The sequence below is a fragment of the Amycolatopsis dendrobii genome (assembly GCF_014145675.1).
GTDB lineage: Bacteria > Actinomycetota > Actinomycetes > Mycobacteriales > Pseudonocardiaceae > Amycolatopsis > Amycolatopsis dendrobii.
Genome location: NZ_JACGZW010000001.1, coordinates 763401 through 784691, shown reverse-complemented (window position 1 = coordinate 784691; position 21291 = coordinate 763401). Strand labels below are relative to the sequence as shown.

The window sequence follows — 21291 nt, the reverse complement described above, 5'->3', positions numbered from 1 at the left end:
GGGATCTCCTCACAGCCAGGGGCCGAGGTCGGGGACCCCGGTCAGCGAATGCGGCCGTCCGGCCAGGTACGCCGCGACGTCGGGCAGCGGACCGTCCGGCAGCGTGCCGAGACCGCGTTTGGCCCGGATTTCGGCGACGAGCGCGGACAGGAACCCTTCCGGCAGGTCAGCGAACGACAGTCCGGTGCCGAGGTCGACCGCGTGCACGCACACCTCGCGCGCCCGCAGCCACGGGATCTCGGTGGCGGCAACCGTCCGGCCCTGCGCGGTGACCACCTCGGCCCGCCACTGCTCCGGAGCCAGCGCGGCCATCGCGGAGTCCAGCGAGCCCGCCGAATCCCGCAGCCGCGAGGTGAGCTCGGCTTCGGACAGCTGCGAGCCCGCTTCGATATCGGCGTTCCGCTGATCCGGCGACGCGTACATCGGGGTGCGTTCGCCGGTCCGCGCCCAGTGCACGAGGTTGCCGAGGGCGTCCGCGTTCGCCGCGACGTGCGCCGCGAGGTGCTTGCGGGTCCAGCCGGGCAGCGCGCTCGGTCCGGACAGTTCTTTCGCGTGGGTCAGGAAAAGCTCGGTCCCGAACGAGACCCAGTTCCGTGCGTCGCCGGGCGCCATCAGGATTCCTTCACGATCTGGTTCACGCACGCACCGATCCCGGCCACCTCGGTGACGACGGTTTCGCCGCCGGTCAGGTAGACCTTCGGATCGCGGGCGTGGCCGACCCCGGCGGGCGTGCCGGTCGCGATCAGGTCGCCGGGGTTGAGCTGGACGATGGTGGAGATGTACTGCACCAGGTACACCGGGTCGAACAGCAGCGTGCCGGTGTCGTCCTGCTGCATGACGCGACCGTCCACAGTGGTCTTCACCTCGAGCGCGGGCCGGACGCCGCCGACCTCGTCCGGCGTGACGACGTACGGGCCGACCGGGGTCGAGGACTGCCAGATCTTGCCCTGAGTCCACTCGATGGTGCGGAACTGCCAGTCGCGGACCGAGACGTCGTTCATGACGGTGAACCCGGCGATCGCCGCAACAGCCTCGTCCTCGCTGGCCCGCCGGACGGGCTTGCCGACCACGACGACGAGTTCGACCTCCCAGTCGAGCGCGTCGGTCTCGGCCGGCTTCACGATCGGGTCGGCCGGGCCGGTCAGGGTGTCCGCGAACTTCGGGAACAGCGTTGGGTGCGAAGGCAGCTCGCGGCCCATTTCCTTGATGTGGTTGGTGTAGTTGTGCCCGACGCAGACCACTTTGGACGGACGGGGCACGACCGGGGCGAGGTCCGCGCCCTCGGCGGGCCAGGTCTGGCCGGCCGCCTCGGCGGCGCGCGCTTCCCAGCCGTCCTGGGCGAAGAGCGCGCCGAGGTCGGGGGAGCCGAGGTCGACCAGGACATCGCCGTCGAGGCGGACGGCGCGCGTGCCGCCGTCGACGCGGAGGGTGACGAGCTTCATCGGAGGGTCTCCTGACGGTCGAGGTGGAGCGCCTCGAACACGGGCGCGTCCGAGAAACGGAACAGGTCAAGGGCACCGGAGTCGGAATCCGCGGCACCGGACTCCGACTTCACGGAGAACGGCTGCCACGACGGGACGACGAACAGGTCCCCGCGCGAAACCGCCCACGACGTGTCGCCGACGGTCACCGTGCCGGAGCCGTCGAACACCTGGCAGACCGACGAGCCGGTCTCGCGCACCGGTGCGGTCTCGGTGCCCCGGGCCACGCGGTGGAACTCGGCGCGGATGGTCGGCAGCACGTCGGAACCGTTGTGCGGATTGGAGAACCGGACGGCCGCGTGACCCGGCTCGACCGTCCCGCCGTACCCTTCTTTCTCCAGTTGCAGCTGGTCGCGGAGGGCGGCGTCGGTGTGCTCCCACTTGTACGCCAGCAACGGCGAACCCGGCGCGACAGTGCCGACGGACAGCGGCCGCAGACCCGGATGCGCCCACAGGCGTTCCGAACGGGACCGCTCGGGCGTGATCCGCTCGTCGGCGCTGAGCTGTTCGCGGCCGAACTCGAAGAACTGCGCGTCGATGCCGTACTGGAACGGGATGTCGAGGCCGTCGAGCCAGGCCATCGGCTCGCGGGTGGCGTTGTGGTGCGCGTGCCAGTTCCAGCCCGCCTGCGGCAGAAAATCGCCGCGGCGCATCGCGACCGCGTCGCCGCCGACGACCGTCCACACGCCCGAGCCTTCGACGACGAACCGGAACGCGTTCTGCGTGTGCCGGTGCTCGGGCGCGTCCTCGCCGGGCATCAGGTACTGGATCGCCGCCCACAGCGTCGGGGTCGCGAACGGACGGCCGCCGAGCCCGGGGTTGGCGAGCGCGATGGCCCGTCGTTCCCCGCCGCGCCCGACCGGCACGATCTCGCCCGCCTGCTCGGCGAGCCGGAGCAGGTTCGCCCACTGCCATCGGTGCGCCGACGCGCGCGAGCGCGGATGCGCGGGCATCAGGTCCCCGATCTCCGTCCACAACGGAACGAGCAGCTCCTGTTCGAAGCCGCGGTAAAGGTTCCGCAGGGCGGGCGTGACCGCGGGCTGGCCCGGAGCGTCGACCGCGGCGAGCTGAACGGGAGTTCGCGCTGGAGTGCTGGTCATGGGGTTATGGTGGGCGCGTCCCGGTCTGCGGAAAACGGGATTCTGGTGTGCGGAAAGGCAGCCCGATGGAGAAACGGTTCAAGGCCCCGCCGCCGTACGCGGTGGCCAGCGTCGACAACGCCCTGCGGATCGCGGCGATGCTGCAGCTCGAAGGCCCGTTGACGGTCTCCGAGGTGGCCGAGCGGATCGGCGTCGCGCCCTCGACCGCGCACCGGCTGCTCGCGATGCTCGTCTACCGCGACTTCGCCGTTCAGGACGCCAACCGCGCCTACCGGGTCGGTCCGGTGCTGGAGCTCGCCGCGCATTCGCAGTCGGCCGCGTCGAAGCTGCGCGCGGCGGCGCTTCCGCACCTGCGGCGGCTGGTGGACCTGCTGGACGAGTCGGTGAACCTGACCGTCCGGACCGGGGACACCGCCCGGTTCATCGCGAGCGTCGAATGCTCGCAGGCATTGCGGGTAGGTTCACGCGAAGGGATGGTTTTCCCGGCGCATCAGACGACGGCCGGCCTGCTGCTGCTCGCCGAACTGCCACCGGAACAGGTGGCGGAACTGTATGCGGCCGACAAGCCCGGGGAGCGGCCGGATCCGGCGGAATTGCGGGCTGAGCTGGCTCGGGTGCGGCGCAGCGGTTTCGCGCTCAACCAGGGCCGGTCGGAACGGGGAGTGGCCGCCGTCGGCGTGCCGGTGCACGGAGCGGACGGGGTGGTCGTCGCCGGGTTGTCGGTGTCGATGCCGAGTGTGCGCTACCGGAAAGACCAGCTGCCGAGACTAGTGGCGTCGCTGCGCGCGACCGCGGCCGCGCTTGAGGCGGACCTGCGCGGTTAACGCCGGTCTTCTCCGGCGAGTGCCGCTGCGAAAGCGGCGTGCACGCTGAGGAATTGCTGCACCGGCAGTTCCGCCGCGACCCCGGGATGCTGCGGGGCCAGCCGTTTCGCCGCCCAATCGCCCCACCGCACGTGTGCTTCCTCGACGCTCAGGTGAGCCGCTTCGGCAGCATGGCGCGCGTTCACGCCGTCCAGGATCGCTTGGTGCATCAACGCGGGAGTCGAGCGTTGTTCCCACGCGCGCAAGGACGCCATCGAGGAAAGCCTGTGCAGCGTCGCGGAAACCGTCGGCGGTGCCGGCCGGGGTAGCGGAAACCCGCGTTCGAGCGGTCCCCTTCGCGGTGCTGCGCCATCGGCGTTGTCAGTGATCAAGCTCGTCATCAGAGTCCCTCCGACGTGCGGTTACCCGCCTCCGCACGGCCGAAACCCTTGATCGTCCGGCGGTGCGGGCGTTGGCGGGCAGCAGTGGGTCGATGTCGACCGGATCCAGCCGCGGGTCGCGCAGCAACGACCCGAACGCGGCTTTCGCGACGGCCAGGATCGGCACCGCGAGCAGGGCCCCGACGATCCCGGCGACCTCCAGGCCGAGCGCGATGCCCAGCACCACGGCCAGCGGATGCAGCCGGACCGCGCGGCCGAGCAGGAACGGCTGCAGCACATGGCTTTCCAGCTGCATCACCGCGACGACGACCGCGAGCACGATGCCCGCCGCGACGAATCCGTTGGCGACCAGTGCGATCAGCACGGCGACCGCGCCGGTCACCACTGCGCCGAGGATCGGCACGAACGCCCCGATGAAGATCAGCGCCGCCAGCGGCACCGCGAGCGGGACCCCGACCAGCCAGATGCCGAGTCCGATGCAGACCGCGTCCACACAGGCCACCGCGACGGTCGCGCGCACGTAGCTGACCAGCGAGGCGAATCCGCGGCGCCCGGCGACGTCGATCTCGTCGCGGGAGGAGGCGGGCACGATCCGCAGCAGGAAGCGCCAGACCTGATTGCCGCTGTACAAAAAGAAAACGAGCACGAACAACGTCAGCAGCATCTCGGTCAGCACGCCGCCGACGGTCGCCGCGGTGGAGAGCACCCGCGAGGTGAGTTCGGCGGTGTTGCCCTGGATCGTGTTGACCGCCTTGTCGAGGAGCTGCTGCACCTGCGGCAGGTGCAGCGGTCCGTGCTGCAGCCAGTTGTTGATGCGCGCGAGGCTCGCTCCGACCTGGCTGCCCAGCTGCGGAAGGCTCGCGGTGACCGTGGTGATCACCAGCGCGAGAACCCCGCCGAGGACGGCAAGCCCGACGACGATCGCGATGAGCGTCGCCAGCGCGCGGGGCACGTGCCAGCGCACCAGCCGCTCGACCAGCGGCGCGAACAACGCCGACAGGAGCAGGGCGATCCCGATCGGGACAGTGACCTGCGCGAGATAGCCGAGCGTCCACGCGACGACCCCGAGCATCGTCAGGACGACCAGGAACCGCCAGCTCGCTGCCGCCGCGACCCGAAGCGACCACGGCACCGCGTCGGCAGCGTCCCGGCGTCGATGGCGGTTCGCTCCCGCGATCTTGCGGCCCGGGGCGGTCATCCGGTCGCTGCCTTGGCCGACAACGGTTCGGCGACCGATTCGAGCGAACGCCGCTCAGCCCGGATCCCCAGCACCGCCTCGGCCAGGCCGCCAGCGATCATCATGCCCGCGCCCAGGTAGTAGCCGAAGGCCACGTTCGCCACGACGCCGCTTTCGACCAGGCTGCCGAACAGCACCGGCCCGATGATCCCGCCGAGCCCGGTGCCGACGGAGTAGAAGATCGCGATCGCCAGCGCGCGCACCTCCAGCGGGAAGATCTCCGACACCGTGAGATACGCCGAGCTGGCACCGGCCGAAGCCAGGAAAAACACCGCGCACCAGGCGATCGTCAGGGTGAGCGCGGACAGCACGCCGGCTTGGAACAGCAGCCCCGTCCCGACGAGCAGCACGCCTGAGCCGAGGTAGCTGGTGATGATCATCGGACGGCGGCCGATCGAGTCGAAAAACCGCGCGAGAACCAGCGGCCCGACGAAACTGCCCGCTGCGAGCGGTACCAGGTAGAGCCCGACGGATCCGCTGGAAACGCCGAAGAACCGGCTCAGCACCAGACCCTGGGTGAAGTAGACGGCGTTGTACAGGAACGCCTGCCCGACGAAGAGGGCGAGCCCGAGCAGCGTCCGTCTCGGGTAGCTGCGCACGAGGGTCACCGCGACTTCGGTCAGGCTGGTGCGCGTGCGTTCCTCGACCTCGATGGTGTCGTCGACCGGTTCGAGCTGTTCCCCGGTCGCTTCGCGGACGTGCTCTTCGATCCCGGTGACCACTCGGTCCGCTTCTTCGGCTCGGCCGTGCGTGAACAACCAGCGCGGACTTTCCGGGACGGTGCGGCGGACGATCAGGATGAACAGGCCGAGCACCGCGCCCAGCCCGAACGCCAGCCGCCAGCCCAGCCACGCCGGGATCAAGCCGACGTCGAGCAGAACCAGGCTGAGCGCCGCACCGCCGGCCGCGCCGAACCAGTACGAGCCGTTGACCGCGAGACTGACCGTCGCGCGCCAACGGGCAGGCACGAGCTCGTCGATCGCGGAGTTGATCGCCGCGTACTCGCCGCCGATGCCCGCGCCGGTGAGGAACCGCATGACGAAAAACCACCATGGGGCAAAGGAAAACGCGGTCAGGACGGTGGCGAGCAGGTAGAGCGCGAGGGTCAGCAGGAACAGGCGTTTCCGGCCCCAGCGGTCGGTCAGGTAACCGAAGAACAGCGAACCGCAGACCGCGCCGGTGACGTAGCACGAGGTCGCGAGCCCGACCTGGGTTTCGGACAGGACCAGCCCGCTGCCCGGTTCAGTCAGCCGATCCGACAGGGCACTGACGATGGTCACCTCGAGCCCGTCGAGGATCCATACCGTGCCCAGCCCGACGAGCATCAGCCAATGCCACGAAGACCAGGGCAGCCGATCCATCCGCGCCGGCACATCGGTTCGCACCACGTCGATCACCTCGTGGCGCGAATTCCCGGCGGAGATCACTCGCAAACGGCTCGGTCGGTCGCGCTCGCCGGAAGTTCGCCGGGTCACCGATCAGCTGACGTGTGCGGCGATGGTCCGCGCGCACTCCAACGATTCGGTACGCGTGGTGTCCACCTCCAGGTCATAGACCATGCCCCGGTGGACCACCTCCGCCTGGGCCGCCGCCATGCCGACGACCCGGTCACCTCGTGCGATCTCGCGGCCCGCGGCAACCGCGCTGTCGCAGCGGACGCCGACCCACAGCACCCGCAGGTCGCCAAGGGCCTTCTGCCATCGCTTCCGCGAGTCCGTTCCGCCGAGGAAGACCTCGTCGACGATGACCCGGGCACCCGCGCGGGCCATCGCGGCGACCCCCTCGATCCATGCCGCTTCCAGCGTCCGGAACTCCGGCCCGACGCTCACCTGTCCGTCCGGAGCGAATTCGATCCCGGCGTTCGACGCCCGCACGGACGCGGGCATCGCCTCAACGAAGGTATCCGTCCCGAAGGCCAGCCACGGATCAGGCAGGAGTGCCTGCAGACACCGGACGATCCCGGACTTCCCCGAACTGGAACCACCGTTGAGAAGGATCACCTGCGTCATCACCACGCCACGGTAAAGCCACCGCGGCACCGCTTGAAACGGATTTCCGCGAACGCCGCGCCGCTTGCCTGAGGCCTGCGAACCTTGCTCGTCAGAACCAGTCGACGGCGCGGAGCACGAAGAACGCGGCCACTCCGAGCACGATGATCGCGACCACGACGAGCCAGAGAACAGGCAGTTTGCGCGACGGCATCGGTTGCGGATGCGAGAGTCCCGAAGTCTGCCCGGCGTCGGGCGGGGTGTCGCCGGGCGGCACGGAACCGCCGGGTTCGAGACCCGGCGCGTCGTCCGGTTCGGGCCCGGGTGCGGTCATGTCCGGTCTCCTCGTCGTCGGTGCGGTCACTGGCGGGATTTCCGCCTCAGACGGGGATAAACCTGGGCGCTTTGCCGCGCGGGCGTTTGTTCCCGATCGGCAGGGGTAGGCGGACGCCATGGCTGACATCAACCCCATCCAGTTGCAGAAGGACCTCGCCGGCGTCGACTACCCGGCCAACCGGGACGACCTGGTCTCCGCCGCCGAGCGCAACGACGCGGATTCCGGCACGCTCGACGTGCTGCGCGGCCTGCCCGACCGCACGTACGACGGACCGAGCGGCGTCAGCAAAGAAGCCGCACAGAAGTAAGTACCTGCCACGGCTCGAGGCGGACCCGCTGCCTCGAGCCGGTTCGGGTGCGTCGTGGATTTCCAGCGCCCGGCGTGCACCCGTTCCGCGATCACGATCACGGCTTCGGTCTGCGAGCCCGACGCCGTCAGCCCGCAGACCCGCCCAGCACCTCGTCATTGTGCTGGCCGACCTCCGGCGCGGGCCGTGGATCGAGCCGGCCGCCGTCCACCTGCACCGGCGACTTCGGCGCCCAATGCGCCCCGGCCCCCGGCTGATCCACCTTCCCGAACAGCGCCAGATCCCGCAGCGCCGCGCCGCCGTCCCGGCCGAGTTCGGCGAAGCTGCGGTACCGTTCCCACAAAATCCGGTGCCGGGCAAGCACTTCCGCCACCTCGTCGTACGGTGTCTGCCCGAACCACCGGGCCAGCAGCGGCGTGATCACGTCCCGATGCCGGTACCGGTCGGACTCGGTGGCGAACGAGATCCCCAGCGCCTCGCTCAGCCCGGCGAAGGCGCCGGCCAGTCCGGTCGCGGCGAGCATCTTGTGCCAGTGCCGTTCGGTGAGCAGCACGATCATCACCCGGACACCGTCGGCGGTCTCGAAATCGTCGCCGTAGGTGCCGTAGATCTCGTTGCCGGACTTGGTGCGCGAGTGGTCGGTCAGCTGCGCTTCGGCGAGATAACCGAGGTTCCCGGCGGTGGCGAGGGCGACGTCCTCCAGCGCTACCCGGATCGACCGGCCCTCGCCGGTGACCTGCCGGTGCCGTTCGGCAGCGAGCAGGCCCACCGCGAGGTACAGTCCGGCGCACACGTCCCAGGCGGGCACCACGTGGTTGACCGGCTCGGTTCCGGTGCCGGTGAGCAGCGGGAAGCCGGTCGCGGCTTGGACGGTGTAGTCGACCGCGGCACCGCCGTCGGCTCGGCCGTCCAGCAGCACGTGGATGAGATCCGGCCGCCGCGCGCTCAGTGCCTCGTACCCGAGATCGGCGTGCCGGGAAGTGTTCGTCACGACCGCGCACGGGCCGCCGTCGACAATCAGCTCGGCCACCCGGCGGCGGTCCGCTTCGGACTCCAGGTCGACCGCGACGGCCCGCTTTCCTTTGTTCAGCCCGGACCAGTAGAGGCTGGTCCCGGAGTCGGACAAGGGCCAACGCGTGCGGTCCGCGGCGCCGCCGAGCGGTTCGACGCGCACGACGTCCGCGCCGAGCTGGGCGAGCGTGAGCCCGCACAACGGCGTCGCGACGTATGCGGACAGCTCGACCACCCGCAATCCGTCCAGCAGTGCGGGGTTCATGCGTCGTGCACCCGGGAGAAGTCCGGCTTGCGGCGTTCGCGGTGGGAAGCGAGGCCTTCGTGCACTTCAGGACCGCCGAACCCGTAGAACTCCAGTGCCAGCGAGGAATCGAAGATCGCGCCGGCGAGCTGGCGGTACCAGAGGTTGAGGCTCTGTTTGGTCCAGCGGATCGCGGTGGGCGCGCCGTTCGCCAGTTCGTGCGCGATCTCGCGGGCGGTGGGCAGCAGGTCGGCTTCTTCCTCGACGCACAGCGACACCAGGCCGATCCGCTCGGCTTCGGCGCCGTTCAGCGGGCGGCAGGTCATCAGGTAGTACTTGGCTTTCGCCATCCCGCACAGCAGCGGCCAGCACACCGCCGCGTGGTCGCCCGCGGCGACGCCCAGCCGGGTGTGGCCGTCGATGATCTTCGCGTTCGCGGTGACCACGGAGACGTCCGCGAGCACTCCGGCGACGAGTCCGGCGCCGACGGCGGGGCCGTGGATCGCCGAGACGATCGGCTTCGAGCAGTCGATCACGTTGTAGACGAGGTCGCGCGCCTCGCGCATGGTGCGGGAGCGGGCCTCGAAGTCGGTGGCCAGCTTTTCGACCAGGTCGAACGACCCGCCCGCGGAGAAGCCCTTGCCTTCGCCGCGCAGCAGGACGGCTTTCACCGAAGGATCGCGGTCGAACTCGCGCCAGATGTCGGCGAGCTCGGCGTGCGCGGCTTCGCTGACCGCGTTGAGGTTCGGGGCGTCGAGGACGAGTTCGATGACGCCGTCCTCGTCCGGCCCGTCCACTCGCAGGTTCTCGAATCGTGCGTAGCGACTCATGCCGCTCCCTTCTTGCCGTCGCGGAGGAACAAGCCTTCGCGGTCGTATTTGCGCAGCTGTTGTGCGTCGTCCGCGGTCACCTCGGGCAATTCGCGCAGATCGTCGGCGACAGCGAGGTCCCAGCCGCAGCGCGACCGGACCTGCGCGACGCGTTCGGCCAGCGGCTCCGGCCCGGGAGCGATCGCGGTGAGCACGAGTTCGCCGTCGCGCTGGGCGAGGATGCCGAGGTCGGTGACCACTGCCCGGACCCGCGCGCCGGGACTGGTGATGTAGCTGCACTTTTCGATGAACCGCCGCGGGCTCATCGTGCCGACGACGTACGTCTCGTCGGCGCCGGTCACGACGTCGTTGCCGCCGCCCGAACCGACGAGATACGGACCGCCGGCGACGCGGGTGGTGTTGATGTTGCCGTGCCGGTCGATTTCCGCGGCTCCGACGCAGGCGATCGACCGCGTGGCCGGGCCGTTCACGAGATTTCCCAGCGCCTGTTCGGTGTCGAGCAGCATCGAGGACGACGGGAAATTGGCGAAGCTGAAGATGAACGGGTCGCCGGGGGTCGGCGAGTAGTCCCAGAGGCCGAGTTCGGCCGCCAGCGCGACTTCGTGTCCCTCCGCCTTCGCCTGTTCGACGGCTGCCCAGGCGGCGAGGTTCGCCAGTCCGGCTCCGGCCAGCACCCCGTCGGCGCCGGTTTCGGCGATCCGCGCCCGGACGAGCGCGGCGAGCCACGTCGCCGCGCGTTCCGGACGGGTCACCGGCCCGGTGTGCTCGCCGCGGCCGGTGGGCGGCGTCGGCTGCCCGAGGGTCCGGGTCAGCGCGTTGAGCCGCGCTTCGCCGAGTTTGGCCAGGTAAGCGTCGTGATCCAGGAGGATCCACTCGCGGATCCAGTCGTCGAAGTCCGCCGAACGGCTGGCTTCCCGTGCCGCGATCCAGAACTCGACGTCCTCGGCGTAGCCGTCCACCGGCAGCCGCGCGCCGTCCGTACCGGGGAAGACTCCGCCGGGATGCGCGCCGAAGGGAGCCTCCGCCACGGCCAGCACCCGGTGCGCCGGAATCCGGACGAACGATGCCCACGGCCGCAGGTCGTCGACGACTTTCTCCACCGTCGCCAGCACCCCGCGACGCGCGGCGAACGCGCCGATCGAGCCCTCGAACATCGGCGGGGCGACGGCCAGATTGCCGTGCCGGTCGGCGACCGCCGCGTGCAGGATCGCGACGTCGGGGGTGAGCGGCGCGACCAGGCCGATGCGGCCGAACGGCGTGTCGACCTCCGCGTAGCCGGGGTTCTCGGCCATCGAGGAGTCGCGCACCGAGCCGGTGACCACTGCGGGCACGCCGGTCGCCGCGGCGCGCAGACCCTGGATGTAGCTCAGGAAAGACCAGTTCTCGACCTCGACCGAGCCGTCCGCGTAGGCCTGCTGGAACACCGGATTCGGGGTGAACACGGGAAACGAATCTCCCGAGTAGACAGTCACGACCTTCTCCAGGCACCCGGAACGGAACAGCACCGCGCCGAGCGACGACAGGCTCGCCATGATCAGCGTGAACCGCGACGGCTGCTGCCAGTGCTGCCGCGCGATCTCGCGTACCAGCGCGCTCCACCGGCTGTGGCCCAGGATGACGTGCAGCGCGTCGCCCTCGCGGACGTGGCGGGAGACGGCTTCGTCGAGACGGCAGAAATCGGTCATCAGGCCACGACCACCAAGGTTTCGGCGACGCACGCCGGTTTCCCGGCGCCTTCCAGCTCCACCGTGTACCGCGTGGTCACGGTGACTCCAGCGGCGCCTTCTTTCACCTCGGCGAACGACGCGCTGGCGCGCAGCCGCGAGCCGACCGGAACCGGCGCCGGGAAGCGGACCTTGCCCAGCCCGTAGTTGATCCGCGCGGACCCGAAGTCGAGCCGGACCAGCTGCGCGCTGAAGTACGGGATCAGCGACAGGGTGAGGAAACCGTGCGCGATCGTCGACCCGAACGGCCCGTTCGCGGCCCGCTCGGGATCGGTGTGGATCCACTGCCGGTCGCCGGTGGCCTCGGCGAACGCGTCGATCCGCGCCTGGTCGACGGCGAACCACCCGGTCGGCCCGATTTCCTCGCCGAGCGCGGCCCGTACCTCGTCCGCCGAGCCGAAAACCCGGGTCACTCCGACACCCGCTCGAAGACCGCGGCCAGCCCCTGCCCGCCGCCGATGCACATGGTTTCCAGCCCGTAGCGGGCTTCGCGGCGCTGCATTTCCCGCGCCATCGTGGCGAGGATCCGGGTCCCGGTCGCGCCGACCGGGTGGCCCAGCGAGATCCCGGAGCCGTGCACGTTGAGCCGGTCGAAGTCGGACTCGCCGAAACCCCATTCGCGGGTGCACGCCAGCGCCTGCGCGGCGAACGCCTCGTTGAGCTCGATCAGGTCGATGTCCGCGATCTTCAGCCCGGCACGTTCCAGCGCGAGCGCCGAAGCGGGCACCGGCCCGATGCCCATCACCTTCGGCTCGACCCCGGCGACGCCGTGCGAGACCAGCCGGACGAGCGGGCGCAGCCCCAGTTCCGCGGCGCGTTCGCGGGTGGTCACGACGCACACGGCGGCGGCGTCGTTCTGGCCGCTGGCGTTGCCCGCGGTGACCGTCGCCTCCGGATCCTGCTTGCCCAGCACCGGCCGGAGCTTGGCGAGGGTTTCGACGGTCGTGTCCGGACGCGGGTGCTCGTCGGTGTCCACGACGACGGTGCCCTTCCGCGTCTCGACCGGCACCGGGATGATCTCCTCGGCGAACACCCCGGACTGCTGCGCGGCGACGGCCCGCTGATGCGAGGCGGCGGCGAGCCGGTCCTGCTCTTCGCGGCTGATGCCGTACTGCCGCCGCAGGTTCTCCGCGGTCTCCAGCATCCCGCCGGGCACCGGGTAGTGCTTGCCGCCGGGCGTCTGACGGCCGCGCGTGAGCGAGTCGTGCAGGTGGACGCCCGCGCCGCTCGCGCCCCACCGCAGGTCGTTGGCGTAAAAGACGGTGTTGGACATGCTTTCCGCGCCGCCGGCGACGATGAGGTCGCTCGCACCCGCCTGCACTTGCAAGGCGGCGAGCAGCACCGACTGCAGTCCGGATCCGCAGCGCCGGTCGACCTGCATGCCGGGGACAGTGACCGGCAGCCCGGCGTCGAGGGCGACGACGCGGCCGATCGCGGGGGCTTCGGCGCTGGGGTAGCAGTGGCCGAGGATGACGTCGTCGATCGCGTCGGCGGGCAGGCCGGTGCGTTCCAGCAAGCCCTTGAGCGCGATCGTGCCGAGGTCGGCGGCGGGGACGCTCTTCAGCGCTCCGCCGAAGCGGCCGATCGGCGTGCGGACAGGTTCGCAGATGACGGCGTCACGCATGGGAAGTGCCTTCCTCGTGATAGTCGGCTTCGAGGCTGGTGCGCGGTCCGGCGTCCCCGACGAGGGTCAGGGTCGCGCCGCCGGGACGCGGTTCGGTGCGCAGGTGCGCGGGCTGGCCGCAGAACAGCGGGGCCAGGTTGCGGTGCGCCAGCCGGGTCACCCGCGCACCGGGGGAGTCCAGCCGCAGCACCTCGGCCAGCGCGAGGGACATCAACGGGCCGTGCACGACCAGGCCGGGATAGCCCTCGGTCCGGGTCGCGTAGGGCCAGTCGTAGTGGATGCGGTGCGCGTTCGCGGTGGCTGCGGAGAAACGCATCAGCAGGGCGGGATCGGTGGCGAAGCCCCAGCCGTCGTCGCCGCGGCGGAACGGGGCTCCCGCCAGTTCCGCAGGTTCCCCGGGCGCCGCTTCGGAGGCGGTCGCGCCCGCTTCGCGGTAGATGATGTCCTGTCGTTCTTCGACCAGCGGTGAACCGTCCACACCGGACAGAACGGTCCGCACCACGACGATCACCAGCTTCCCGGAGCGACCGGATTTCTCCGTCACCGAGTCCACAATGGAGCGGCGGGTCACCGTCTCGCCGATCTTCGGGGCCCGGCGCAGCAGGACTTCCCCTCCGGCGAACATCCGCCGCGGCAGGTCGATCGGCGGCAGGAACGTGCCGCGCGCGGGGTGTCCGTCGGGGCCGAGTCCGGAAGAGACCGGCCAGCGGGGGAGTGCGACCCAGTGCCACAGCGGCGGCAGGTCGTCGCCCGGCCGCGGCGCCGGCAGCCCGTTGTCGAACAGCGCGGCCAGGGCCGCGACCGGGGCCGGGTCCACCAGCTCAGCGGTCGTGACCGCGTGCGGTTCCCATCCGGTCACATGAACCGCCCGCCGGTCACCTCGAGCACCGTGCCGGTCATGTAGGAGGACAGATCGGACGCGAGGAACAGCGCCACCGAAGCGATTTCGCCGACCTCGCCCGCACGGTGCATCGGGATCTCGGCCATCTTCTGGTCCCACGCCTTCTGCGGCATGGCCTCGGTCATCGCGGTGCGGATCAGGCCGGGCTGGATCGCGTTGACCCGGACGCCGTGGTGCGCCATCTCCTTCGCGGCGGCCTTGGTCAGCCCGACGATCCCGGCCTTGGCGGCGGAGTAGTTGGTCTGCCCGACCATGCCGACCTTGCCCGACAGCGAGGACAGGTTCACGATCGCGCCGCTCTTGCGTTCGCGCATGATCGCGGCGGCCTTGCGGGTGCCGTTCCAGGTTCCCTTGAGGTGTACGGAAATCACCTGGTCGAACTCGTCCTCGGTCATGGTCCGCATCGTCGCGTCGCGGGTGATGCCCGCGTTGTTGACGAACACGTCGACCGGGGAGAACGCCTTGTCCGCGGCGGCGAGCAAAGCGTCCACATCGGATGCTTTGGTGACGTCGCAGGCGACGCCGACGGCTTCCCCGTCCAGGCTCTCGGCGGCTTTCGCGGCCGCTGCGCCGTCGATGTCGCCGAGCACCACGCGGGCGCCCTGGGCGACGAACAGCTGGGCGATGGCGAGTCCGATGCCTTGCGCGCCGCCGGTGACGACAGCGGTCCGGCCGTTGAGCAGAGTCATGGGATTCCCTCAGATCTTGTTGCGCGCGACGAGTTGCGCGGCGATGACGTTGCGCTGGATTTCGTTGGTGCCTTCGCCGACGATCATCAGCGGCGCGTCGCGGAAGTAGCGTTCGACGTCGTATTCCCGGGAGTAGCCGTAGCCGCCGTGGACGCGGATGGCGTCAAGCGCGACCTGCATCGCGGTTTCCGACGCGAACAGCTTCGCCATCCCGGCTTCCATGTCCGCGCGTTCGCCCGCGTCGAGCTTCTCCGCGGCGTCCAAAGTGAGCAGTCGCGCCGCGCGCATCTTCGTGGCCATATCGGCGAGAAGGTTGCCGACGGACTGGTGTTTCCAGATCGGCTTGCCGAACGACTCGCGTTCCTGGGCATAGCGGACGGCGTCGTTCAACGCGGCCTGCCCGACGCCCAACGCGCGCGAAGCGACCTGAATCCGGCCGACTTCCAGCCCGCGCATCATGTGCGACCAGCCCTGGTTCGGCGTGCCGCCGAGGACCGCGTCCGCAGGCACCTGCTGGCCGTCGAAGACCAGTTCGCAGGCTTCGACGCCGCGGTAGCCGAGTTTCGGGAGCTTCTTCGAGATGGTGAGCCCGTCGCCGGGTTCGACCAGCAGCACGCTCATCCCGCGATGGGCGGGGGAAGCGGCGCGATCGGTGATGCACAGCAGGCCGATCAGGCCGGAGTGCGCGGCGTTGGAGATCCAGGTTTTCGACCCGGTGACGGTGTAGCCCTTTTCGCCCGGCACCGCCTGGGTGCGCATCGCCTGGAGGTCGCTGCCGCCGCCGGGTTCGGTCAGCGCCATTGTCGCGCGGATCCGTCCCTCGGCCATGGCGGGCAGGTACTTCTCGCGCTGCTCCGGCGTGCCGAACGTCTTGATCAGATAAGTGATGACGGAGTGCCCGCCGATCGCGCCCGCCAGGCTCATCCAGCCGCGCGCGAGTTCCTCGGTGACGCGGGCGAAACACGCGGTGCTGACGTCCACGCCGCCGTATTCGGCCGGGGCGAGCAGCCCGAAGAAGCCGAGTTTCTTCATCTCGTCGATGAACTCGGCGGGGTAGATGTCGTCGGCCTCGAATTCGCGGACCCGGGGCCGGACCCGTTCGTCCACGAACTCCGCGACCAGGGCGACCATCTGCTGTTCGTCGTCGGTGAGCGTCATCGCCCGTTCCCTTCTCGTGCCTGCCGGAGCACCCGCTGGGCGCGCTCCAGCACCGGCTTGTCGACCATCTGCCCGTTCACCGCGACCGCGCCGTCCGCGCCGGCGTCGAGGATCGACTGTGCCCAGCGGACTTCCTCGCGCGTCGGCCGCAGCGCCGCGGCGGCGACAGGTACCTGTTTCGGGTGCACGCACAGCTTTCCGGCGAACCCGAGCCGCCGCACGTAGTGGACCTCGTCGGTGAGGTGCGGCTCGTTGTCCAGCTCCGCGGTGACGCCGTCGATCGGTCCGGGCAATCCCGCTGCGGCGGAGGCGAGGACGAGCGCACCGCGCGCGGCGACGAACGCGTCCCGGTCAGCTGGATCGGCGCCGAGCTCCGCGGCCAGATCGAAGCTGCCGAACGCGAGGCGCTGCACGTTCGGCACGGTCGCGGTCTCGCGCGCGTCCAGGACGCCGCGCGCGGTCTCGACCAGCGCGATCAGGACCGGCAGGACGCCGAGCTGCTCGGCCGCCGCGCGCGTCGTCGCCGGCTCGGCCTTCGGCAGCATCACGGTGCACCGGCGCCGCCTGAGCACGGCGAGGTCTTCGTCGTGCCAGGCGGTGCCGGCGGCGTTTACCCGCACCGCGCACTCGGGGTTCTCCTCGAGCCACGCGACGACTTGTTCCCGCGCGTACGCCTTGCGGTCGGGTGCGACGGCGTCCTCCAGATCGAGCACGACCAAGCTCGGCCCAGCCGCCATCGCCTTGCCGAACCGCTCCGGCCGGTCGCCCGGGACGAACAGGAGCGTCGTGGCCTCCCGCGCCCGCGTGGCCGCGCGGCTGGTCATTTCTGCGCCTTCTTCGCCTGCCGGACCAGGCCGCCGCCGATGATGAGACGCTGGATTTCGCTGGTGCCCTCGTAGAGCCGCAGCAGCCGGATGTCGCGGTAGATCCGCTCGACCGGCACGTCTCGCATGTACCCGGTGCCGCCGTGGACCTGCACCGCGAGGTCGGCGACCTTGCCCGCCATCTCGGTGCAGTACAGCTTCGCGGCCGAGGGCCCGATCCGGCGGTCTTCGCCGGACACGTAGCGCGCCGCGGTCTCCCGCACCAGCGCACGTCCGGCCAGCACGCCGGTCTGCTGATCCGCCAGCATCGCTTGCACCAGCTGGAAATCGCCGATCGGCTGACCGCCCTGCGTCGCCGAAGCGGCGTACGCGACGGATTCGTCCAACGCCCGCTGCGCGGAACCCACGGCGAGCGCGGCGATGTGCACGCGACCCCGCGCGAGAGAGGTCATCGCGGCGCGGTACCCGTCGTCTTCGTTGCCGCCGACGAGCGCGGAGGCAGGCACTCGGACGTTGCTGAAGGTGACGTCCGCGGTCCAGGCGCCCTCCTGGCCCATCTTCTTGTCCTTAGGCCCGACCTCCAGCCCCGGCGTGTCCGCGGGCACGAGGAACACCGCGATGCCCGGCCCGGAGTCGTCGGCGGGACGGGTGCGCGCGAAGACGACGAACAGATCCGCGATCGGTGCGTTGGTGATGAACCGCTTCTGCCCGTCGATGACCCAGTCGTCCCCGTCGCGCACCGCCTTGGTGCGCAGCCCGGCGGGATTGGACCCTGCGCCGGGCTCGGTCAGCGCGAACGACGCGACGACCTCGCCCGAGGCGATGCGCTCCAGCCACTGGCTCTTCTGCTCGTCGGTGCCGAAGCCGACCAGCACCTGCCCGGCGATGCCGTTGTTGGTGCCGAACATCGACCGCAGCGCCAGCGACGTGTAGCCGAACTCCATCGCCAGTTCGACGTCCTGGGTCAGGTCGAGCCCGAGACCGCCCCATTCCTGGGGGATCGCGTAGCCGAACAGGCCCATCTCCGCGGCCTGCGCGCGCAGATCGTCCGGGATGGCGTTGCCGTCCATGATCTCCTGCTCGCGCGGGACGACCTTGGTCCGGACGAAGTCGCGCACCAGCTCCAGGATGGGCCGGAAGTCCTCGGGGGTAACCGCTGCTGCCATGCCGCCCACTATGACCCAGATCGCCCGCTGAGAAAATACTTTATCAGAAATCATCGAATGTCTCACACTGCCGGGCGACGCAGGCTGCCGGTGAGTGCGCAGGTCAGCGGCAGTTTTTGGAAGCGAAGGGCGCTCCCGGCGGAGGCGGCTCACCCGCCTGAGCGAGCCCCTGCCGTGTAATACTTCATCCGATACCGCCGCCGACGCAGGGATGGGAGAAGGTCGTGGCGATGCCCGAAACCACGAGTGCCGGACCGCGCCGCACCGGTCCGGGGAATCTCAAGGCGATGGCCGCCCAGGAGATCCGGCGCCGCGTCTTCTCCGGCCAGTTGCGCGCCGGCGCGAAGATCGACCAGGAAGCGCTGGCCGACGAACTCGGCATCAGCAAACTGCCGATCCGCGAAGCCCTGATCACCCTCGACCACGAAGGCGTGGTCGAGCACATCGCCCGCCGCGGCGCATTCGTCGCCCGGATGACGCGCGACGACATCCGGGACCATTACCGCGTGTTCGGCGTCGTGTCCGGACTGGCCGCGGAGCGCGCGGCGAAAAACCTCTCTCCGGAAAGCCTCCAGGCGCTGCACGATCTCGCGGACCGGATGGAGTCCGCGGTGGACCGGACCGAACAGGAACGGCTGAACTACGAGTTCCACCGGAGAATCAATTACGCCGCCGACTCGCGGCGGCTCCTGTCGCTTCTCGGCATTCTGGCCAAAACCGTGTCGCACGGTTTTTACGAGGCACACGAGGACTGGCCGGTCAAGGCCCGGGGCGACCACCGGCTGATCCTGGACGCGCTGTCCGCCCGCTCGGCCGCCCGGGCGCGCACGCTGGTGGAGAAACACCTCGCCGACGCGGGCGAGCGCGCGGTGGCTTTGCTGGAACAGCAAGGATTCTGGGACCGCTGACCGGTTCGCGCGGCTCATCTCGCAGCGGCCGGACTGCGTCCGTCGACGAAAGGTCGTCGTTGCGGAAAATAATGTTTTATGGCTCCACCGGGTGCCCGTTACGGTCGAATTCATGGAGCGGAACTTTCACTCGGCCGAAGAACTCACGGCCGCCATGCGGGCAGGCGAAGCGACCTCGGCGGAGCTGACCGACGAGGCGATCGCCCGCATCGAGCGGGAAGACAAAGCACTCAATGCGATGTGCGTCCCGGACTTCGACCGTGCCCGCGCCGCCGCGCAGGAGGCCGACCGGGCGCGTGCCCGCGGCGAAGACCGGCCGCTGCTCGGAATCCCGGTGACCGTCAAGGAGTGCTACAACGTCGCCGGTCTGCCCACGACCTGGGGCATGCCGCAGCACCGGGACTTCCTGCCCGCCGAAGACGCGGTCCAGGTCTCGCGGCTCAAGTCCGCAGGCGCGGTCATCCTCGGCAAAACCAATGTGCCCCTTGGTCTTCAGGGCTTGCAGAGCTCCAACCCGGTTTACGGCACCACCAACAACCCGTGGGACCACGACCGCACGCCAGGCGGTTCTTCCGGCGGGTCGTCGGCGGCACTGGCGGCGGGTTTCGGCACCCTGTCCATCGGCTCCGACATCGGCGGCTCGCTGCGCACCCCCGCGCATTTCTGCGGTGTCTACGGGCACAAGCCGTCGCGGGGCCTGGTGGCGAACCGCGGCATGGTGTTGCCGAACGAACTGCCGTTGCCGCACGACCTGGATCTCGCCGTCGTCGGCCCGATGGCGCGCACCGCCCGCGACCTGGCGCTGCTGCTCGACGTCATGGCCGGACCGGACCCGCTGACCTACGGCGTGGCGCACGACCTGGCCCTGCCGCCCGCACGCCACGAGCAGCTGGGCGACTTCCGAGTTTTGCTCCTCGAAGACCACCCCCTCATCCCGACCGGCAGCGCAGTACGAGCCGGAGTGAACCGGGTAGCCGACGCACTCGCCGACGCCGGCGCCCGGGTCGAACGACACAGCCCGCTGCTGCCCGACCTGACCGAAGCCGCGACGCTCTACACGCAACTGCTGTTCTCCGGCTCCGTCGCGCGCTTCCCAGTCGACGCCTACGAACAACTGCAGGCCCGTGCCGCCGGACTGAGCGCGGACGACGAGAGCCTGGACGCGGCGCGACTGCGGGGAATGGTGCTCACCCACCGCGACTGGCTCGGAGTGAACCACCGCCGAGAACTGCACCGTTACGGCTGGCGACAGTTCTTCGCCGAGTTCGACGCCGTGGTGTGCCCGGTGACGCCGACGCCCGCGTTCCCGCACGACCACAACCCGGATCTGCTGGCCTGCCGGATCGACATCGACGGCGTCGAGTACCCGTTCTTCGACCAGCTCGTCTGGGCCGGCGTGGCCACCATGCCCGGTCTGCCCGCCACGGCGATGCCCGCGGGCTTCTCGCCGGAGGGGCTGCCGGTGGGGGTGCAGGTCGTCGGCCCGATGTTCGAGGACCGGACGCCGCTGCGGCTGGCGGAGCTGCTGGAGGAGCGGATCGGCGGGTTCCAGCCCCCGCTCTGAGCGAGCGGCAGCGGTTCCGGAACGTCCGCTGTGGATAGACCGCCCGCTCAGCCCTGTCCGGGGTCGACGGCGGTGAGCGGGCGGTCATTCTCCTCCTTGACCGCCCGCAGATGGCTCCAGGACTCGACAGTGCGCACGCCGGGCAGCTCCCGCAGCCGTTCGAGCGTGTCCAGCACCTCGTCGGGGGACTGTGCCTGAATGCTGCCGATTCCGTTGCACCAGCCCACTCCGGTCGCGAAACAGTCGATGTTCTCGAACTCCGCGATCCGGCGGGCCACCGGTTCGGCATCGCCGGTCACGTGCACCGCGAAACCGATGGTGCGGGTGCGCGTCGAGCGGCTGAGCCGCACCAGCGCGCCGATGTGGACGACGCCGGACTCCAGCAGCCGGAGCACCCGGGCCCGCGCGGCCCCGGGAGAAAGGCCGGTCGCTTTCGCCAGTTCGGCGAACGACGCGCGCCCGTCGTCGCGCAGCTGCGCGAGCAGCGTGTGATCGACGTCGTCCAGTTCGAGGTCCGCGAGCGGCCCCGGGCTCTCCAGCGGTCCCGGCGGGAAATAGGGGTCCTTCCAGACCCGCAGATACGTGATCGCCTGCACCGCCCGGACGCCGGGGACGGCCTGTACGCGGGCCAGTCCCGCCGCGAAGGCCTCCAGGTCGGCGGCTCGCAGCTCGGCCGTCACCGCGAACCGGCCCGCGGTGGTGGTGACGAACGAGGTTTCGCCGAGCGCCGCGATCCGCTCGGCGACCGGACGGGCGGCGCCCTCGGTCTCGACTATCACGTGCCCGAGCTGGTGGAGACCGAACACCGCCGGGTGGATCGCACCGACCAGCCGGAGCCCGCCCTCCTCGATCAGCCGCTGCACCCGCGCCTTGGTGGTCGAGCGGGCGAGCCCGACCAGGCGGGCCAGCGTCTCGAACGACGCGCGCCCGTCCTGTTGCAGTGCACGGACGAGCAGCTCGTCGACGTCGTCGGAGGTTCCTGGCACGGGGAAGA

Annotated in this window: 23 protein-coding genes; 4 read left to right on the top strand and 19 right to left on the bottom strand. The window is 70.3% G+C overall.

Features of this window, described 5'->3' with window-relative positions; all coding sequences use genetic code 11:
• Positions 1-9: 9 nt before the first annotated feature.
• The 3 genes from H4281_RS03570 to H4281_RS03560 are packed head-to-tail and all read right to left on the bottom strand — an operon-like array spanning position 10 to position 2581.
• A complete protein-coding gene (locus H4281_RS03570; RefSeq protein WP_182889407.1) occupies positions 10-612 on the bottom strand; it encodes a maleylpyruvate isomerase family mycothiol-dependent enzyme in 603 nt (200 codons plus the stop codon).
• Entirely contained in the window at positions 612-1442 is an 831-nt protein-coding gene (locus tag H4281_RS03565) for a fumarylacetoacetate hydrolase family protein (RefSeq protein WP_182889406.1), read from the bottom strand. Before H4281_RS03565 ends, H4281_RS03570 begins: the two co-directional genes overlap by 1 nt.
• Complete coding sequence (locus tag H4281_RS03560) at positions 1439-2581, bottom strand: cupin domain-containing protein (RefSeq protein WP_182889405.1); 1143 nt, start codon at positions 2579-2581, stop codon at positions 1439-1441. Before H4281_RS03560 ends, H4281_RS03565 begins: the two co-directional genes overlap by 4 nt.
• 65 nt (positions 2582-2646) lie before the next feature.
• Here H4281_RS03560 and H4281_RS03555 point away from each other — a divergent pair, with 65 nt between their 5' ends.
• Positions 2647-3405 (top strand): IclR family transcriptional regulator, encoded by a 759-nt coding sequence (locus tag H4281_RS03555; protein ID WP_182889404.1) that lies wholly within the window; start codon positions 2647-2649, stop codon positions 3403-3405.
• Here the strand turns inward: H4281_RS03555 and H4281_RS03550 are convergent.
• The 5 genes from H4281_RS03550 to H4281_RS03530 all read right to left on the bottom strand — a co-directional run bounded on the left by H4281_RS03550 (position 3402) and on the right by H4281_RS03530 (position 7344).
• Positions 3402-3659 (bottom strand): hypothetical protein, encoded by a 258-nt coding sequence (locus H4281_RS03550; protein ID WP_237599725.1) that lies wholly within the window; start codon positions 3657-3659, stop codon positions 3402-3404. The genes H4281_RS03555 and H4281_RS03550 overlap by 4 nt on opposite strands.
• A 106-nt stretch (positions 3660-3765) precedes the next feature.
• On the bottom strand, positions 3766-4983 hold the full coding sequence (locus H4281_RS03545; protein ID WP_182889402.1) for an AI-2E family transporter: 1218 nt from the start codon (positions 4981-4983) through the stop codon (positions 3766-3768).
• On the bottom strand, positions 4980-6410 hold the full coding sequence (locus H4281_RS03540; RefSeq protein ID WP_312872044.1) for an MFS transporter: 1431 nt from the start codon (positions 6408-6410) through the stop codon (positions 4980-4982). The genes H4281_RS03545 and H4281_RS03540 overlap by 4 nt, the downstream gene beginning before the upstream one ends.
• A 90-nt stretch (positions 6411-6500) precedes the next feature.
• Entirely contained in the window at positions 6501-7031 is a 531-nt protein-coding gene (gene cpt, locus H4281_RS03535) for a chloramphenicol phosphotransferase CPT (protein WP_220506729.1), read from the bottom strand.
• 91 nt (positions 7032-7122) lie between these two features.
• Positions 7123-7344, bottom strand: coding sequence for a DUF6480 family protein (locus H4281_RS03530; RefSeq protein WP_182889400.1), 222 nt, complete (start codon positions 7342-7344; stop codon positions 7123-7125).
• A 118-nt stretch (positions 7345-7462) separates the two neighbouring features.
• On the opposite strand from H4281_RS03530, the gene H4281_RS03525 reads away from it, so the two are divergent.
• The gene (locus tag H4281_RS03525) at positions 7463-7654 is read left to right on the top strand and encodes a DUF2795 domain-containing protein (RefSeq protein WP_182889399.1); all 192 of its coding nucleotides are present in this window, start codon (positions 7463-7465) and stop codon (positions 7652-7654) included.
• 127 nt (positions 7655-7781) lie between these two features.
• Here H4281_RS03525 and H4281_RS03520 read toward each other — a convergent pair whose 3' ends face one another.
• The 10 genes from H4281_RS03520 to H4281_RS03475 are packed head-to-tail and all read right to left on the bottom strand — an operon-like array spanning position 7782 to position 17825.
• Positions 7782-8930: a CoA transferase gene (locus tag H4281_RS03520; protein WP_182889398.1), complete on the bottom strand. Its 1149-nt coding sequence runs from the start codon at positions 8928-8930 to the stop codon at positions 7782-7784.
• Positions 8927-9739, bottom strand: coding sequence for an enoyl-CoA hydratase/isomerase family protein (locus H4281_RS03515; protein WP_182889397.1), 813 nt, complete (start codon positions 9737-9739; stop codon positions 8927-8929). The genes H4281_RS03520 and H4281_RS03515 overlap by 4 nt, the downstream gene beginning before the upstream one ends.
• Entirely contained in the window at positions 9736-11424 is a 1689-nt protein-coding gene (locus H4281_RS03510) for a CoA-transferase (RefSeq protein WP_182889396.1), read from the bottom strand. The genes H4281_RS03515 and H4281_RS03510 overlap by 4 nt, the downstream gene beginning before the upstream one ends.
• Positions 11424-11876, bottom strand: coding sequence for a MaoC family dehydratase (locus H4281_RS03505; protein WP_182889395.1), 453 nt, complete (start codon positions 11874-11876; stop codon positions 11424-11426). The genes H4281_RS03510 and H4281_RS03505 overlap by 1 nt, the downstream gene beginning before the upstream one ends.
• On the bottom strand, positions 11873-13087 hold the full coding sequence (locus tag H4281_RS03500; protein WP_182889394.1) for an acetyl-CoA C-acetyltransferase: 1215 nt from the start codon (positions 13085-13087) through the stop codon (positions 11873-11875). Before H4281_RS03500 ends, H4281_RS03505 begins: the two co-directional genes overlap by 4 nt.
• Positions 13080-13946 (bottom strand): HTD2 family dehydratase, encoded by an 867-nt coding sequence (locus H4281_RS03495; RefSeq protein ID WP_182889393.1) that lies wholly within the window; start codon positions 13944-13946, stop codon positions 13080-13082. The genes H4281_RS03500 and H4281_RS03495 overlap by 8 nt, the downstream gene beginning before the upstream one ends.
• Entirely contained in the window at positions 13943-14677 is a 735-nt protein-coding gene (fabG, locus tag H4281_RS03490) for a 3-oxoacyl-ACP reductase FabG (RefSeq protein ID WP_182889392.1), read from the bottom strand. The genes H4281_RS03495 and fabG overlap by 4 nt, the downstream gene beginning before the upstream one ends.
• Before the next feature lie 9 nt (positions 14678-14686).
• A complete protein-coding gene (locus H4281_RS03485) occupies positions 14687-15835 on the bottom strand; it encodes an acyl-CoA dehydrogenase family protein (RefSeq protein WP_182889391.1) in 1149 nt (382 codons plus the stop codon).
• Positions 15832-16659 carry an HpcH/HpaI aldolase/citrate lyase family protein gene (locus tag H4281_RS03480; RefSeq protein ID WP_182889390.1) on the bottom strand — a complete coding sequence of 276 codons (828 nt, stop codon included), beginning with the start codon at positions 16657-16659 and terminating at the stop codon, positions 15832-15834. Before H4281_RS03480 ends, H4281_RS03485 begins: the two co-directional genes overlap by 4 nt.
• Entirely contained in the window at positions 16656-17825 is a 1170-nt protein-coding gene (locus H4281_RS03475) for an acyl-CoA dehydrogenase family protein (protein ID WP_182889389.1), read from the bottom strand. The genes H4281_RS03480 and H4281_RS03475 overlap by 4 nt, the downstream gene beginning before the upstream one ends.
• A 230-nt stretch (positions 17826-18055) precedes the next feature.
• Here H4281_RS03475 and H4281_RS03470 point away from each other — a divergent pair, with 230 nt between their 5' ends.
• The gene (locus tag H4281_RS03470) at positions 18056-18733 is read left to right on the top strand and encodes a GntR family transcriptional regulator (RefSeq protein ID WP_182889388.1); all 678 of its coding nucleotides are present in this window, start codon (positions 18056-18058) and stop codon (positions 18731-18733) included.
• A gap of 112 nt (positions 18734-18845) precedes the next feature.
• Positions 18846-20297, top strand: a complete 1452-nt coding sequence (locus H4281_RS03465) for an amidase (RefSeq protein ID WP_182889387.1) — start codon at positions 18846-18848, stop codon at positions 20295-20297.
• Between the two features lie 47 nt (positions 20298-20344).
• On the opposite strand, the gene H4281_RS03460 is transcribed toward H4281_RS03465, so the two are convergent.
• Entirely contained in the window at positions 20345-21283 is a 939-nt protein-coding gene (locus H4281_RS03460; protein WP_237599738.1) for an Lrp/AsnC family transcriptional regulator, read from the bottom strand.
• Positions 21284-21291: the final 8 nt, after the last annotated feature.

Coding starts and splice junctions, on each gene's coding strand:
- H4281_RS03565 (WP_182889406.1), bottom strand. CDS start 1,442: ATGAAGCTCGTCACCCTCCGCGTCGACGGCGGCACGCGCGCCGTCCGC.
- H4281_RS03555 (WP_182889404.1), top strand. CDS start 2,647: ATGGAGAAACGGTTCAAGGCCCCGCCGCCGTACGCGGTGGCCAGCGTC.
- H4281_RS03545 (WP_182889402.1), bottom strand. CDS start 4,983: ATGACCGCCCCGGGCCGCAAGATCGCGGGAGCGAACCGCCATCGACGC.
- H4281_RS03470 (WP_182889388.1), top strand. CDS start 18,056: ATGCCCGAAACCACGAGTGCCGGACCGCGCCGCACCGGTCCGGGGAAT.
- H4281_RS03570 (WP_182889407.1), bottom strand. CDS start 612: ATGGCGCCCGGCGACGCACGGAACTGGGTCTCGTTCGGGACCGAGCTT.
- H4281_RS03520 (WP_182889398.1), bottom strand. CDS start 8,930: ATGAACCCCGCACTGCTGGACGGATTGCGGGTGGTCGAGCTGTCCGCA.
- H4281_RS03465 (WP_182889387.1), top strand. CDS start 18,846: ATGGAGCGGAACTTTCACTCGGCCGAAGAACTCACGGCCGCCATGCGG.
- H4281_RS03510 (WP_182889396.1), bottom strand. CDS start 11,424: ATGACCGATTTCTGCCGTCTCGACGAAGCCGTCTCCCGCCACGTCCGC.
- fabG (WP_182889392.1), bottom strand. CDS start 14,677: ATGACTCTGCTCAACGGCCGGACCGCTGTCGTCACCGGCGGCGCGCAA.
- cpt (WP_220506729.1), bottom strand. CDS start 7,031: ATGACGCAGGTGATCCTTCTCAACGGTGGTTCCAGTTCGGGGAAGTCC.
- H4281_RS03530 (WP_182889400.1), bottom strand. CDS start 7,344: ATGACCGCACCCGGGCCCGAACCGGACGACGCGCCGGGTCTCGAACCC.
- H4281_RS03485 (WP_182889391.1), bottom strand. CDS start 15,835: ATGACGCTCACCGACGACGAACAGCAGATGGTCGCCCTGGTCGCGGAG.
- H4281_RS03515 (WP_182889397.1), bottom strand. CDS start 9,739: ATGAGTCGCTACGCACGATTCGAGAACCTGCGAGTGGACGGGCCGGAC.
- H4281_RS03560 (WP_182889405.1), bottom strand. CDS start 2,581: ATGACCAGCACTCCAGCGCGAACTCCCGTTCAGCTCGCCGCGGTCGAC.
- H4281_RS03475 (WP_182889389.1), bottom strand. CDS start 17,825: ATGGCAGCAGCGGTTACCCCCGAGGACTTCCGGCCCATCCTGGAGCTG.
- H4281_RS03525 (WP_182889399.1), top strand. CDS start 7,463: ATGGCTGACATCAACCCCATCCAGTTGCAGAAGGACCTCGCCGGCGTC.
- H4281_RS03480 (WP_182889390.1), bottom strand. CDS start 16,659: ATGACCAGCCGCGCGGCCACGCGGGCGCGGGAGGCCACGACGCTCCTG.
- H4281_RS03500 (WP_182889394.1), bottom strand. CDS start 13,087: ATGCGTGACGCCGTCATCTGCGAACCTGTCCGCACGCCGATCGGCCGC.
- H4281_RS03550 (WP_237599725.1), bottom strand. CDS start 3,659: ATGGCGTCCTTGCGCGCGTGGGAACAACGCTCGACTCCCGCGTTGATG.